At 55.0% G+C, this 13865-nt stretch carries 15 protein-coding genes; 8 read left to right on the plus strand and 7 right to left on the minus strand.

The annotated features are described in order from the left end of the window. Positions 1–37 precede the first annotated feature (37 nt). Positions 38–589, minus strand: a complete 552-nt coding sequence (locus K5Y32_RS10690) for a C40 family peptidase (RefSeq protein ID WP_101761687.1) — start codon at positions 587–589, stop codon at positions 38–40. A gap of 239 nt (positions 590–828) precedes the next feature. Continuing rightward, positions 829–1806 (minus strand): isopenicillin N synthase family oxygenase, encoded by a 978-nt coding sequence (locus K5Y32_RS10695; RefSeq protein WP_222183530.1) that lies wholly within the window; start codon positions 1804–1806, stop codon positions 829–831. A 45-nt stretch (positions 1807–1851) separates the two neighbouring features. Here K5Y32_RS10695 and K5Y32_RS10700 point away from each other — a divergent pair, with 45 nt between their 5' ends. The 3 genes from K5Y32_RS10700 to K5Y32_RS10710 all read left to right on the plus strand — a co-directional run bounded on the left by K5Y32_RS10700 (position 1852) and on the right by K5Y32_RS10710 (position 4705). Further along, a complete protein-coding gene (locus K5Y32_RS10700) occupies positions 1852–2145 on the plus strand; it encodes a hypothetical protein (protein ID WP_222183532.1) in 294 nt (97 codons plus the stop codon). A gap of 168 nt (positions 2146–2313) precedes the next feature. Continuing rightward, positions 2314–3282: an ABC transporter substrate-binding protein gene (locus tag K5Y32_RS10705; RefSeq protein ID WP_222183534.1), complete on the plus strand. Its 969-nt coding sequence runs from the start codon at positions 2314–2316 to the stop codon at positions 3280–3282. 7 nt (positions 3283–3289) lie between these two features. Next, positions 3290–4705: an amidohydrolase family protein gene (locus tag K5Y32_RS10710; RefSeq protein ID WP_222183536.1), complete on the plus strand. Its 1416-nt coding sequence runs from the start codon at positions 3290–3292 to the stop codon at positions 4703–4705. 5 nt (positions 4706–4710) lie between these two features. On the opposite strand, the gene K5Y32_RS10715 is transcribed toward K5Y32_RS10710, so the two are convergent. Continuing rightward, positions 4711–6231: an MDR family MFS transporter gene (locus K5Y32_RS10715; protein ID WP_222183538.1), complete on the minus strand. Its 1521-nt coding sequence runs from the start codon at positions 6229–6231 to the stop codon at positions 4711–4713. 79 nt (positions 6232–6310) lie between these two features. Between K5Y32_RS10715 and K5Y32_RS10720 the strand changes: the two genes are divergently transcribed. After that, a complete protein-coding gene (locus K5Y32_RS10720; RefSeq protein WP_222183540.1) occupies positions 6311–6994 on the plus strand; it encodes a TetR/AcrR family transcriptional regulator in 684 nt (227 codons plus the stop codon). A gap of 56 nt (positions 6995–7050) precedes the next feature. Here K5Y32_RS10720 and K5Y32_RS10725 read toward each other — a convergent pair whose 3' ends face one another. Together K5Y32_RS10725 and K5Y32_RS10730 are read right to left on the minus strand one after the other, a co-directional pair. Next, entirely contained in the window at positions 7051–7533 is a 483-nt protein-coding gene (locus K5Y32_RS10725) for a type II toxin-antitoxin system YhaV family toxin (RefSeq protein WP_222183542.1), read from the minus strand. A gap of 17 nt (positions 7534–7550) precedes the next feature. Continuing rightward, positions 7551–7889, minus strand: coding sequence for a type II toxin-antitoxin system PrlF family antitoxin (locus K5Y32_RS10730; protein WP_222183544.1), 339 nt, complete (start codon positions 7887–7889; stop codon positions 7551–7553). Positions 7890–8104: 215 nt separating this feature from the next. Between K5Y32_RS10730 and K5Y32_RS10735 the strand changes: the two genes are divergently transcribed. Genes K5Y32_RS10735 through K5Y32_RS10750 form a run of 4 tightly spaced genes read left to right on the plus strand, consistent with a single transcriptional unit; the run spans position 8105 to position 11107 of the window. After that, entirely contained in the window at positions 8105–8671 is a 567-nt protein-coding gene (locus K5Y32_RS10735) for a peroxiredoxin (protein WP_101761694.1), read from the plus strand. 15 nt (positions 8672–8686) lie between these two features. Next, a complete protein-coding gene (locus K5Y32_RS10740; protein ID WP_222183546.1) occupies positions 8687–9916 on the plus strand; it encodes a protein-disulfide reductase DsbD in 1230 nt (409 codons plus the stop codon). A 17-nt stretch (positions 9917–9933) separates the two neighbouring features. Then, positions 9934–10491, plus strand: a complete 558-nt coding sequence (locus K5Y32_RS10745) for a sigma-70 family RNA polymerase sigma factor (RefSeq protein ID WP_222183548.1) — start codon at positions 9934–9936, stop codon at positions 10489–10491. After that, entirely contained in the window at positions 10478–11107 is a 630-nt protein-coding gene (locus K5Y32_RS10750) for an NrsF family protein (protein ID WP_222183550.1), read from the plus strand. Before K5Y32_RS10745 ends, K5Y32_RS10750 begins: the two co-directional genes overlap by 14 nt. A 40-nt stretch (positions 11108–11147) precedes the next feature. On the opposite strand, the gene yiaK is transcribed toward K5Y32_RS10750, so the two are convergent. Together yiaK and K5Y32_RS10760 are read right to left on the minus strand one after the other, a co-directional pair. Further along, a complete protein-coding gene (yiaK, locus tag K5Y32_RS10755) occupies positions 11148–12164 on the minus strand; it encodes a 3-dehydro-L-gulonate 2-dehydrogenase (protein ID WP_222183552.1) in 1017 nt (338 codons plus the stop codon). After that, a complete protein-coding gene (locus K5Y32_RS10760) occupies positions 12145–13710 on the minus strand; it encodes an MFS transporter (protein ID WP_222183554.1) in 1566 nt (521 codons plus the stop codon). Before K5Y32_RS10760 ends, yiaK begins: the two co-directional genes overlap by 20 nt. Positions 13711–13865: the final 155 nt, after the last annotated feature.

Genomic DNA, 13865 nt, shown 5'->3' on the forward strand with positions numbered 1-13865 from the left:
GTAAAGTTTCAAGGTGCGCATTTATGCGCACCTCTCATCAAACCTTGTTTTTATAATTGAAACTGATCTGCGAATTCTGTTCTTTCGGCAAACGGCGCGCCTCTAAATAAACCGATTTCCAGTACGGATTATTTAGCGAAGAGCGCATCACGCCCTGACTCACCGACGCGTGCAGGAACTGATGATCGGTGTCATAAAAGCCGACGTGCAGCTCACGTTTAATGCGGAAGAACACTAAATCACCGGGTTGCAAATGCGCCTGATCCACCGGTTTGCCCATGGCAATTAACTCTTTGGTGGTGACGCGATCCATCGGAATATTGAAACGATCTTTCAGCGTGCGCCAGACAAATCCCGAGCAATCGACGCCGGTTAATTGTGTGCCACCCCACTGATATTTGGTCCCTTCCCACGAATGCATTTGATCGTGCAGCGCGGCAATCACCGGGATTAAATCGGGCTGTTTGCCGTTGTCTGCCGAGGTATCAACGCTTTCCTCAGCAGGCGCATGCGAAGACTTCGAAGAACAACCTGCCAGAGTGAAAACAAACAGGCAGGCGATAACTTTGCTGGCGGCAGAATTGATCATGTGTTGGTGATTTCGCTGAGGGAGACAGTGGTCAGAGATTTATACCGTAAAAAAGTTGCAGAAATAAATAGGCGTGCAGTGAAATCTTTTATTTGCGGGTTGTTTTTACCTAAGTTTACGCAACGGTAACATCTTGTATTTGAGTTAAAAATCTATTTCCCGCGCTGCGCTTTTTCTGTGCAGGAGAATATTGGCGCTCCTGCACAGAACGACATCAATTTCGACTTACAGCTGTACGTTTAATACTTGCCGGAGAAATTGGCGCTAATACGCTGCGCCAGATAATCCTTCGCGGAAATAGGCGGATATTTTTTCTCCGGTCCTTCAATAATCACATCTTCGTTAGCCTGGCAGAAAAACGCCAGGCTGTAGCGTGCCGGCACCGATTCACCCGGCAGCGGATTGCTGACGCGATGGAAATTCGACGGCAACTTGTCATCACTCCAGCGCATCAACATATCGCCGATATTACAGGTAATTAAGCCTTCCAGCGGCGGGATCGGCGTCCAGATTTGCTCTTCCATCTCTTTGCCCGGACACACCTGCAAACCGCCCTGCCCATCACGCTGGAACAGCAAGGTCAGACAATCGAAATCGGTGTGCGCCCCGGCGCGCCACGGACCATCTGGCTCGCCGCTGATGGCAAAGTAGTGCAGCATCCGCAGCGTGCTTTGGTAGGTTTCGCGCGAAGGCTCATGCGCTTTGGCAAAGAAATCGTCGGGGAATCCCAGCTTCAGGGCAAAACAGGAGAGCAAGCGCATGCCGACTTCCCAGCACTGACGCTCGAACTTCAGTACATCATGCTGGAAACCCGGCAAGGTGGCCTCATCCGGCCACAAGCCTGCCATGCGCGGACGCGTCACCTGATACGACTCTTTTTGGTCCGGTTTACCGGTAGATGGACGGATTTGCGCGCGGTATTCCCAGCCGGCATTGCGGCTGAGTGGATGACGCGCTTTGTCACTTTGCGGCAGCGAGAAAAAGCGCTCTGCGTTAGCAAAAGCCGCATTGATGTCGTCGAGTGGAATACCATGGCCGGAAACCTGGAAAAAACCAATCTCGGTGGCGGCTTGCCACAGCTGATCGGCTATTTCCGCTTTACGTTGGTCGAAATCGGAGAGATCGATGATACGCACATCACGTGCAGCTTCTTCGCCGCGCGCGCCCATACGCGACTCTTTCGCCAGTTCATGCATGTCATAAGTGGTCTTTTCCATTGGTGCACCTCGTTATTGAGCGATAACGGATGACTTACCCGCAGCGTGGCAGTCATCCCCGCGCCTGCTGAATGCCGCAGGCGATCGAGCAATGACCCACCGGGTGAAACCACGGTTGACAGCTTCTACTCAGTTTCAGCCAAGCAAAGGCTGTGCCAGCACGCTGCGCCGCTTAAAATCAATACGTTAGGGAATCTGCCACATCCGGTCTGCACAATGGCGGTGCAAAACGCGCTGATTTGCCTCATCAATGAGCGGTCAATGAAGCAAAAGCCCGGCATCATCAATATCAACTATATTGCTTTCAGTGGGTTGCACGAATGGCATGCGCTTTGCTAAATCCCCACTGAGTATAAGCGGTCAGCGTGACAACAGATGCACGCAGGACATTGCTCTACAGCATTAGCTGTACCTCGTCAGGGGACGATGCGCATACGCATCGTGAGCACGCCATGCGCCGCTACGCCCCTGATGACGACAACAAACTCAACGTTTATTGGGGGTTATATGACAATGTCGCGTTTCCGTTTCTCCTTATTCGCTGCTCTGCTGAGCAGCTCTGCACTGTCGCACGCCGCCGACAAACTGGTATTGCAAACCACCTGGGTCGCGCAGGCTGAACAAGGCGGTTATTACCAGGCGCTCGCCACCGGCATTTATAAAAAATATGGGCTGGATGTTGAGGTGCGCTCCGGCGGGCCACAGCTGAATAACATGACGCTGCTGCTGGCGAATCGTGCTGATGTCATCGTCAGCTATGACCTGCAAGTGCTGCAGGGCGTTGAGCGCAACTTCCCACTGAAAGCCATCGCCGCGCCGTTTCAGTTTGATCCGCAAGGCATTGTCACCCACGGCGATGTGAAGTCGCTGGATCAACTGAAAGGTAAAACCATACTGGTTTCTGCCAGCGGACAAGCCAGCTGGTGGCCGTGGCTGAAAGGCAAATATCAGCTTCAGGATGGTCAGGCGCGCCCTTACACCTTCAACATGCAACCGTTTCTCGCCGACAAAAACACTGCGCAGCAAGCCTACGCCACCTCCGAAGTGCAGCAAATTGAAGAGGTGCAGCCGGACAGCAAATTCTATCTGTTTGCCGATTATGGCTATCCGGCATACGGCGGCATTCTGGTGACGCGCGACGATTTACTGCAAAAAGAGCCGGATGTCCTGAAGCGTTTTGTGGCGGCATCGATGGAAGGCTGGAAATCCTACCTTGCCAATCCGGCTGCCGGTAATGCGCTGATCAAAAAAGAGAACCCGCAGATGACCGACGCGGTTTTGGCCTTTGGCGTATCGCAGATGAAAGCCCTGCACCTGATTGACGGCGGCGATGCCGCGCAGCAAGGCTTAGGCGTGATGACGGATAAACGCTGGCAGGCAACGCGTGACTTTATGGTCAACGCCGGTTTACTCAAAGCGTCCACCGACTGGCAGAGCGCGTTCAGCACGCAGTTTGTCGCGGCGAAAGCGGAGTGAGGTGCTCATGAGCCAATTGCTAATTCAACACTGCGCCGCGATCCTGACCGGCGATAAACAGCAACCGCGCAGCAGCGCGCGCGATATTCGACTGCGCGATGGCCTGATTGTGGAGATGGGTGAACTCGATGCTGACGCCGATGAAACCGTGATCGACGCCCGCGATTGCGTGGTCTATCCCGGCTGGGTCAACACCCATCATCATCTGTTTCAATCGCTGCTGAAAGGCGAGCCCCAAGGTCTGAATCTAAGTCTGGGCGGCTGGCTGGCGGCGACGCCGTATCGCTTTCGTGGTGCCTTCGACGAACAGACATTTCGCATCGCCGCGCGGGTGGGTCTGGTCGAGCTGGTGCGTTCCGGCTGCACCACCATCGCTGACCATCACTATCTTTACTGGCCTGATATGCCGTTTGATGGCGCAGAAATCCTGTTCGATGAAGCCGACAAGCTAGGCGTGCGCTTCGTGCTGTGTCGCGGCGGTGCGACGCAAAGCCGTGGCTTAGAGAGCGACTTGCCCACCGCACTGCGACCGGAAAGCTTTGACAGCATGATGGCCGATGTTGATCGTCTGGTGGCGCGCTATCACCAACCGCAGGATAGCGCGATGCGCCGCATCGTGATGGCGCCGACCACCACGCTGCACTCCACCACGCCGCAGGAGCTGCGCGAGAGCGCGCGCCTGGCGCGTCAGCTCGGTATTCGCCTGCACAGCCACCTGTCGGAAACCGTTGATTATCTCGATGCCGCACTTGCAAAGTTCGGCATGACGCCGCTGCAGTTTTGCGCCGAACACGACTGGATTGGCGATGACGTGTGGTTTGCGCATCTGGTGAAACTGCTGCCGGAAGAGATCGCCATGCTGGGCGCGGCGGGCAGCGGTATCGCGCACTGCCCGCAAAGTAACGCGCGCCTCGGCAGCGGCATTGCCGATTTGGTGGCGATGGAACACGCAGGCGTGAAGATCTCGATTGGCGTCGATGGCGCGGCCTCAAATGAAGCGGCGGATATGCAAAGCGAAGCCCACGCCGCCTGGCAGCTCCAGCGCGCGCGCAAAGGCATGCTGGCGCAGCCGCGTTATGCCGGTGGAACCTTTGAAGGTGGTGGCGACGCCGCCCGCATTGAAGATGTGGTGCGTTGGGGCACATCCGGTGGCGCGCAGGTTTTAGGCTTAAACACCGGCCGCCTTGCACCTGGCATGGCCGCCGATATCGCCATCTATCGGCTCGACGATCCGCGCTATTTTGGTTTGCACGATCCCGCCATTGGCCCGGTGGCCAGCGGCGGACGCGCCAGTTTAAAGGCGCTGATTTGTGCCGGAAAACTGCTGGTGCAGGATGATGTGATTGCCGGAGTGGATTTGGCGGAACTGGGCCGCGACGCTGCACAAGCGGTAAAAACCTTGCAACAACGCGCGGCGGTTTAACCGCGTTACGCCGCTGCGTCTTTCTTGCGCAGCGGTGATTCTGGCAGAAACAGCGACAGCACAAAGGCCAGCAGCATCACACCCGCCGCCATTTGAAAGGCTGAATGCACCGCATCGCCAAACACCTGCAAATAGGCTTGCTGCACATCATGCGGCAAACGGTGCACCGCATCAGGATCGAGCGTACGCGGCAATGCTTTGCCCTGCTCCACCAGCGTGGTCAAACCCGATTTCAGCACCTGACTAAACACCGCGCCAAACAGCGCCACGCCAATCGAACCGCCAACCGAGCGGAACAGCGTGACCGACGAGGTGGCGACGCCGATGCGATCGGGAGTTACGGTGTTCTGTACCGCCAGCACCAGCACCTGCATCACCATGCCCATTCCCATCCCCAACACGCAGGCAAACAAGTAGATATGCCACAGCGGCGCATCAATGGTCAGCGTGGTCAGCAGCGCCATGCCGACAGTCGCCAGCATAGTACCGCCAATCGGGAACAGGCGATATTTGCCGGTGCGGCTAATGATGCGTCCACTGACAATCGAAGTGATCAGCAATCCGCCCATCAGCGGCAGCAGCTGCAAACCGGCTTCGGTCGGCGTAGAGCCCTTCACCACTTGCAAATAGAGCGGTAAAAACGTCACGCTGCCAAACAGCGACATGCCGACGATAAACGCCATCAAACTGGCGAGCGAGAAGCTGCGATTGCGAAACAGCGACAGCGGAATAATCGGTTCCCAGGCGCGACGCTCCTCATAAATAAAGCCGATCACGCCAATTACACCAAACGCCAGAATGCACCACAGCAGCGGATCGGACCATTCACGTAATGTGCCGCCTTCGCTGGTAAACAGCGTAATGCCCACCAGCGCCAGGCTGAGAAACACCGCGCCGGGATAGTCAATCTCATGCGGCTTGCGTTTGTTGTCGGTCTTAAACACCGCGTTGATGATCAGCAGCGCAAACAAACCAAGCGGCAGATTAATGTAGAAAATCCAGCGCCATGAGGCGTGCTGCACGATAAAACCGCCCAGCAACGGACCAATCACCGTTGCCAGACCGAAAACGCCGCCAAACAATCCCTGATATTTACCGCGCTCTTGCGGTGGAATCACATCGGCGACCGCCGCCATGCTCACCACCATCAAACCGCCGCCGCCTAAGCCTTGCAGCGCGCGGGTGAAAATCAGCTGCTCCATATTCTGCGCCAGGCCGCACAGCGCCGAGCCAATCAAAAACAGCACCACCGAGATCTGCAGCACGGTTTTACGACCAAACAGATCGCCAAATTTGCCGTACAGCGGCACCACAATTGTCGAAGCCAGCATATAAGCGGTGACGATCCACGACAGGCGATCGAGCCCACCCAGCTCGCCGACGATAGTCGGCAATGCGGTGGAGACGATGGTTTGATCCAGCGCCGCCAGCAGCATCACCAGTAATAAAGCGCTCATCAAAAAGCGGACAGAAGGAGGATTCTCCTGCCCACTGCCCGACTGCGGCGCGAGTGTTTGGGGTTTCATAACAGACACCAATTGAAATTAATTAAATACACAATTAATATTGCCTGCAGTCTGACATGAATCAAGTGAGCGAGTAAAGATGACCGCACGAAAAGTCCCTGCTGACGATATGGCCAACGCAGTCAAACCCCGCCGTCCCGGCCGTCCGCGCGGCGGCGCGATCAACGTGCAGCAACGCGAACATCTGCTCGACATCACCTTAGCGCTGTATGCCGAAAACGGCATCGGTGAAACCTCGCTCAACGCGATTGCACGCAAAGCGGGCGTTAGTCCGGCGATGCTGAATTACTATTTTCAATCGCGCGAATCGCTGCTGGATATCGTGGTTGAGGAGCGTTTTTTGCCGCTACGCCAGCGTCTGGTGGCGCACTTTATGGATGACCCGCGCGATCCTGTCACCACGTTCAGCGCTTTTATTCGTGAAGTGGCGGACATTGTCACCACACATAACTGGTTCGCGCCGCTGTGGATGCAGGAAGTGATGCAAGGTGAAGGCGGTTTAGGTCAGCACATCAAAAAGCGCTTTGGTCACGGTGAACGTGATGAGGTGAAAAAACTGATTGAAGGCTGGCAGCAGCAAGGATTACTCAACCCAAATCTGGAACCGCAACTGCTGATGACTTCGATTCTCAGCCTGGTGCTGGTGCCCTTCACCCGCTTTGCCAACGATCCCGCTTATAACAACGATCCCGCTTATAACAGTGAAATCATTGTTCAGCATACGTTGAGTTTGTTTTGTCAGGGGATCCAACCTACTGCGTAGGGTCGCCATTCATGGCGACCTGGAGTTAAGCAAATTTATTCCCTTAAAGGGATAAATTATGAGGATGGTGCCTGGAAAAGAAAACCCGATTCGCCTGTCGATTCACGCAGTAGCTGTTCCCAATCACTCGGTGGATGTCCGGCATCCAACATCCTCTTAAATGTTTTGTATGCATCGTTCTTACTTTCGTAAGCGCGTAATGTGCCAAAATCATTCACCCAGCCAAGAATGATGGTTTTACTCTGTTCGCTACAGCGGAAAAACAATCGAAACTGCTGCAAAAATTTCGCGCGAAACCAATATCGATTTTCATCCCCTAAAGTTCCCCCTTGTCGAAACTGGGGATTCAGCGGATCTCGTGCAATAACTTCTGTAACGACCTTATAAATTGCTGCCAGTAATTTCGTCTGTTTCTTTTTATGGTATTCATGCGGTTTTTCAACTTTAAGCTGCAACACTTCCTGCGCTAAAGACGTTACCTGAGCAGTAAAACAAGCGTGGAAATAAAATTTCCATCGGTTGATTTCCATGTAATCCACACCCTTTCTCCCGCAGTTTAGTCATCCGTGAGCGGAGCATCTAAATCAACATCAATTCCAGCGACCAAATTTTCCAGACCTGACCAAAATTCGACAGGAACTGATTGAATATGCTGGGGATTATTCACCATATCTCGTTCGAGAAAAGTCAGAAAATGCTGTACGGCGGGATCATCCTGCTCGTCATTTTGCTTAGACATGATGACTTTGCCGCCAGACAACAGGGAATATTCGATAATTTCACCCGGTTTAAGCTGTAGAGCATCGCGAATTGCCGCTGGAATAGTTGTTTGACTCCGTTCTGTCAGCCTCGACTCTGCACGGAGTGATACATCCACTAGATCAAATTTAAACACTTCTTTCTCCTCAGCCGCTCACAAAGCAATATCGCTTATAAAGCCGCCTATCCGCCAAGATGCCCCACAGTAATGCATTTGCATTGTACAATGCAAATGCATTACTGCACCTTTTTTAATTATTTTTCCCAGCACCGAAACTTTCCTCCCTGCTCCAGCGAACTGAACTACTGAGACATCCAAACCGGAACTCCCATACATCGCAGGAGCAGAAAATGAAACGCATCAAATCCCTCGTTTGTACCCTGACCATGACCGCAGCGCTGGGTCTTTCCGCCTTTAACGCCGGTGCCGCATTGCCGGTGGGCGCGAAAGCGCCAAACTTCGAACTGCAGGGCGCGTTGGCCGGTAAGCCGTTGACCTTCTCGCTGCAGAAAGCGTTACAGAAAGGTCCGGTCGTGCTCTATTTCTTCCCGGCGGCGTTTAGCGCGGGTTGTACCATTGAAGCGCACGATTTTGCTGAAGCCACAGACAGCTTCAGCAAAATGGGTGCCACGGTAATTGGCGTGACCGCGGGCAATACCGATCAGGTCAGCGATTTCTCTAAACTCGAGTGCCGCGATAAATTCACCGTTGCCGCCGATCCCGGTGCGAAAGTGGCGGCGCAGTATCAAACCACCATGCAGATGAAAGGCAAAACCCTGTCCGATCGCACCTCTTACGTGATCGCGCCCGATGGCGATATTCTGCTGAGTTACACTGACAGAAACCCGGACACACATATCGAGAAAGCGCTTGCCGCCGTTAAGCAGTACGACGCTTCTCACCCGCAAACTCATTAAGTAAAGAGGCCAGCGATGTTAACCGCCATGCTGGCCGCCTTCATCGGCGGCATCATTCTGAACTTAATGCCCTGCGTGTTTCCGGTGATCTCGCTGAAAGCGCTCGGCCTGTTGCGCCATACCGATAACGCCGCCAGCGCGCGTCGCGAAGGCTTGGGCTTTTTACTCGGCGTTGTGGTGACCATGATAGCGCTGGCGGGCATCCTGCTGGCGGCACGCGCCGGTGGTGCGGCGGTTGGCTGGGGTTTCCAGCTGCAATCGCCGCTGGTGATCGCCTTGCTGTCGCTGGTGATCCTCGCCGCCGCGCTCAACTTGCTCGGCGTGTTTGAAGTGGGCTTATCCGTGCAGCGCGTCGGCTCGGTTGATGTTGGTCGCGGTGCCTTTACACGTTCGGCATTAACCGGTGCGCTGGCAATCGTCGTCGCCACGCCGTGCGCCGCACCCTTTATGGCGAGCGCCATTGGTTATGCGTTGGTGCAGCCGCCTGCCGTCGCCTTAGTGATCTTCTTTGCGCTGGCCATCGGCTTCGCCGCACCGTTCACGCTAGTTTCACTGTTCCCGGCGCTGGCGAAATTCCTGCCGCGTCCCGGCGCATGGATGGATGTATTGAAACGCGGTCTGGCGTTCCCGATGTTTGGCGCGTATGCCTGGCTGGTGTGGGTGCTGGCGCAGCAAGCGGGAAGCGCGGCGCTGGCCACCTTGCTGGCCGCTTCCGTGGTGGTCGCCTTCGCCGGCTGGTTGTACGGCATGGCGCAACATCGCCACTTTGCCGGTAAAAGTCACAAGGTGCTGTTTGCCGTTACGGCGCTGCTGATTATCGCGGTGATCGCCCCGCTGCCAACGCTGATCAAGCCCGGCGCAGGTCTGGCAGGCGATCAGCTGACGGCAGAAGTGACCAAAGCCAAATGGACGCCGCAAGCGGTTGAAGCGCAGCGCGGTCATGGTAAAGCGATCTTTGTCGATTTCACTGCGTCCTGGTGCATCACCTGTCAGGTGAATGAGAAAACCTCGCTTTCAACCCAGGCCGTGAAAGAGGCCATCGCCAAAACCGGCACGCTGTACATGGTGGCAGATTCCACTAAATTTAATCCGGACGTGGATGACACCATGAGCGAGTTCGGTCAGGGCGGATTACCGATGTATCTGGTTTACCCTGCCGACGGCGGACCGCCGAAAGTGCTGCCGCAGGTGTTGACACCGAGTATTGTGGTGAACGCGCTGAACCAGGCGAGCAAGAAGGCGTAAGAACAACAAGGCGGATTATGCAAACAAGCGATAGCGCGCGCGAAAGTTGGCCCGCGCTAATGGAACAGGCGCAGGCGGGCGATCAGCTCGCCTACACCCGACTGCTGAAAGCGCTGGTGCCAGTGATTCGTGCGCAAACACGCAAACAAATTACCGATAACGCACTGGTAGAAGATGTGATTCAGGATGTGCTACTCACGGTGCATCGGGTGCGTCACACCTATGATACTGCCTACCCTTTTTTACCCTGGCTGATGGCGATTATTTCGGCGCGCGCGATTGATGCGCTGCGGCGACGTGGCCGTCATCAGCAGTGGGAAATTAACGACGACGCGATGCCGGAAGTGGCCAGTCCGCCCGACGCTCCGCAGCAGGAGACGCAGGATGAGCTGGCCGGCTACCTGCGCCAGCTGCCCTCGCGTCAGCGCGACATTGTCGAACATGTTCATCTGCGCGAAATGAGCCTGACGGAAGCCGCCGCGCATAACAATCTGAGTGTTGCAGCGGTGAAATCGCTGTTGCACCGCGCGCTGACGAATCTGCGCCGTTTTGGAGCCAATCATGACCGATCATGACCTGTTAATTGAAAAACTCGGGCGCGAGATGCAGCCCGTTAAACCGCTGCGATCCACTGGCAGGCGTGTCTTCACCTGGCTGCTGCTGGCGTTACCTTGTGGCATCGCCGCCAGCTTTTTGGTGCAGCGCAGTTTCACCGACTGGGCGCAGCCCGGCGCCTTGCGGGCAATCTTTCAACTGGTGCTGGCGTTTATCCTCGGCACGCTGGCGATTCGTAGCGCCTTCAATATGAGCATCGCCGGACGCCGCAGTATCAGCTGGAAAGCGCTGCTGCCGATTGGCATGTTGTGGCTCGGTATGAGCATCAGCCAGATTCCCGGTGAGGTGCCGATCGAACATGACAACGACAGCGCGCGCTGCTTTACCTTTCTGTTGGTGGTGAGCACACCGATGATGGCGCTGATGATCGCCAGCTTGCGCCGCACTCGCGCACTGCATCCAGTGCGCAGTTTGGCGATGGCGGGCCTGGGCGTTTCCTGCATGGCAGTGACGTTGCTGGCGTTTTGCCATCCGGTGCATCTGCATCCGCTGGATTTTGTCATGCATCTGGCAGCAATAGTAACGATAGTGGCGTTAACCGTGCTGGTGGGGAAACGTTTGGTGACGTTGCGTTAAATACGGATTAAAACGGAGGATTTAAAATCCCCCGTTTTAATCATCGCACCGCCAGCTGCTGGACGTCCTGCCAAACCCCATCATCAACCGGAATCCCTTCAACACGATTACGCTCACGTGTCGCGCGTTGACGCTGCCCCGGCCAGGTGACGTGATTGAATCCCTCCGCAACTTCAGACCCATTCACATACTGCTGAATAGTCTCAGCCAGTTGTTCGCTGAAATCTCTGCCGCTGAGTTGCGCCGGGTCGAAGACCAAAAAGATCTGGCTGGCTCCGGTGCAACTGCCTTGCTGGATAGTGTCAATTTCGGCGGTACAACTTCCGCCTGAAAGTAGAGCGGCCATCGCATCCAGCAAAATTGCCAGACCGGATCCTTTCCAGTAGCCCGTTGGCAAAATACGCATTGATTGCTCAATAGGCGCAGGATCGCTGGTCAAGTTTCCCTGCTGATCAAATCCGCCAGGATACGGCAGTTGTTCCCCGTTCAAACGCGTCACCTGCAGCTTGCCATACGAATATTGCGACATCGCCATATCCAGTACCAGCGGCCCTTCTTTCCCGGGTACCGCCATCACAAACGGATTATTGCCGAGTCGGGTATTTTTACCGCCCCACGCAGGCATGCAAGATTCGGTGTTGGTCCAGCAAATTGCGGCCATTCCCTGTTCTGCCGCACGCCATCCATAGGTGCCACCCCGCATCCAATGCGTCGTATTACGCATCGCTACCAGCCCCATGCCATGTTCGCGCGCTAACTCAGTCGCGCGGTCAACGGCCATAATGGCATTGGTAATGCCCGGCCCGCGCTGCCCATCCCACACTTCCATAACGGCCATACTCTTGACGCGTTCCGGTACGGCGTTGGCATCAACCCAACCTTTCTTTAAATAATCGACGAAGCGGGCGACCCGGTTCAGGCCATGCGATGGAATGCCGTCACAGCTGGTTTCGGTATGAATTCGCGCGCACAACGCCGCTTGTTTCGCCCCTAGCCCGGCGTTTAATAACGCCTGCTCAATCGTAGACTGCATAGTTTCAAAGGTGATGCGTGTCATGTTGCTGGTTTCCTTTAACAGTAAGGTTTTCTGCGCGTGGATCGATGCGCTTCATAATGTCGTTTTTTCCCCATAAACTGGCCCACGGCCAGCCGGTCAGTCTTTCTGCGACCGCGCGCGTCTCTGCGCAAGCTTCGGCGGGATTTCCGCCCGCATGGCGGCGCTGAATCTCAGCAATCAGCAGCGCGTGATTGTGACGGTTCAAACTAAAACCACGGGCGCTTAAGAGTCCGACAGTCAGGAAAATTAGCGCACCAATGCCGAATACCAGCGCGATGCCGTGAATGGCTTCGGGAGGCTGACTTACTGCGCCTTTACCCGCAAAACCATAGGATTGCAGTACCACTCCGACGATAAATAGCGCTACCGCCTGCACAGCTTTGCGCACGAACGTCATCACGCCAGCAAAGATGCCTTCACGACGCTGACCGGTCAGCATTTCATCGACGTCCGGAATAAAGCTGTAGATATTCCAGCACACGTATTGGGTACCTGAACGCCCCATTCCCATCACAATCGCTGCGCCCCAAACCATCCACATCTCCGCGCTAATGCCAAACGCATAGAAGCTGATGAACAGCGCCACGCTGATGAGCATCAGGTATTGCGCCAGCTTGTAAGCCGCGCCATTACCAATGTGAATACAGAAAGGGATCCAGGCGGCGATGCAGAAGAATTGCACCACCGACATAAAGGTCATGCTGTTGGCGGCATCAATGGCGCTGTGGCCCAGAACAAAAATGATGTAATACGCCAACACGGCGCCAAGCACATCAAGCGCCACATAAGCCCCGAGATACATACCAACGTGCTGACGGAAGGTGCGCACCTGGAAGGTTGAGATCAGTGAGCGGAACAGCGCTTTCATGTCACGTTTGAACTCAACCGGCGCGGGCTTCTCGGTGATCTCGATGGCGCGTTCCCAGGTAAAGAAGTAGAGCCCAAAAATTACGATGGCGAACAGCGTGGCAAAGATAACTGCCATATACAGGAACGAGGAGGAGGCGTTATCACCCAGCACGGCAATAATTGCGCCCGGTAGCCAGGCGGCAAGAATGCCGGCTCCCATTGAGAAGAACATGCGCACGCCAGTCAGACGTGAGCGCACGTGGAAATCGTGAGCCATTTCCGCCGCAAGCGTTTCGTAAGGTACGATGACCAGCGTGTAGCAGGCATAAAAAAGGATGTAAGTAGCGAGATAATAGGCGAATCCCATGTCGCTGACCCACATGATGATGTAACTGAAAAACACCAGCGGTGCGCCAATCAGGAAGAAAAAGCCGCGACGACCGAAACGCTGCCCAAGCCGGTTACGCCAGAAGTTATCGGTTACGTAGCCCATCAGAGGATCGAAAAAAGCATCCAGCAAACGCGCAAAAGCAATTACTGCACCTGCTTCTGCCGGGCTTAATCCGCCATAGGTGGTGTAGAAATACATCAGCCACAAGCCAAGAATCGTAAAACTTCCGCCACCAAAAACATCGCCGCCGCCATAGGCCAGCATGTTTCTTAACTTGATGGGTTTCTCTTCCGAACGATTAATCATCAGCAGCACCTTGTCAGGAGTTATGCCATAAGAATTGACCCTTGATTAACTGCCATACAAGAATGTTTCGAATGTTTTGTGAGGGCTGACAAAATTTCAGTGGATCGATTCGACTAAATTGTGACCGGTAAGACGTTTCTGAGATGCTGATGGAA

Origin of the sequence: Pantoea sp. DY-15, from assembly GCF_019795935.1 — a bacterium.
Lineage (GTDB): Bacteria > Pseudomonadota > Gammaproteobacteria > Enterobacterales > Enterobacteriaceae > Pantoea > Pantoea leporis.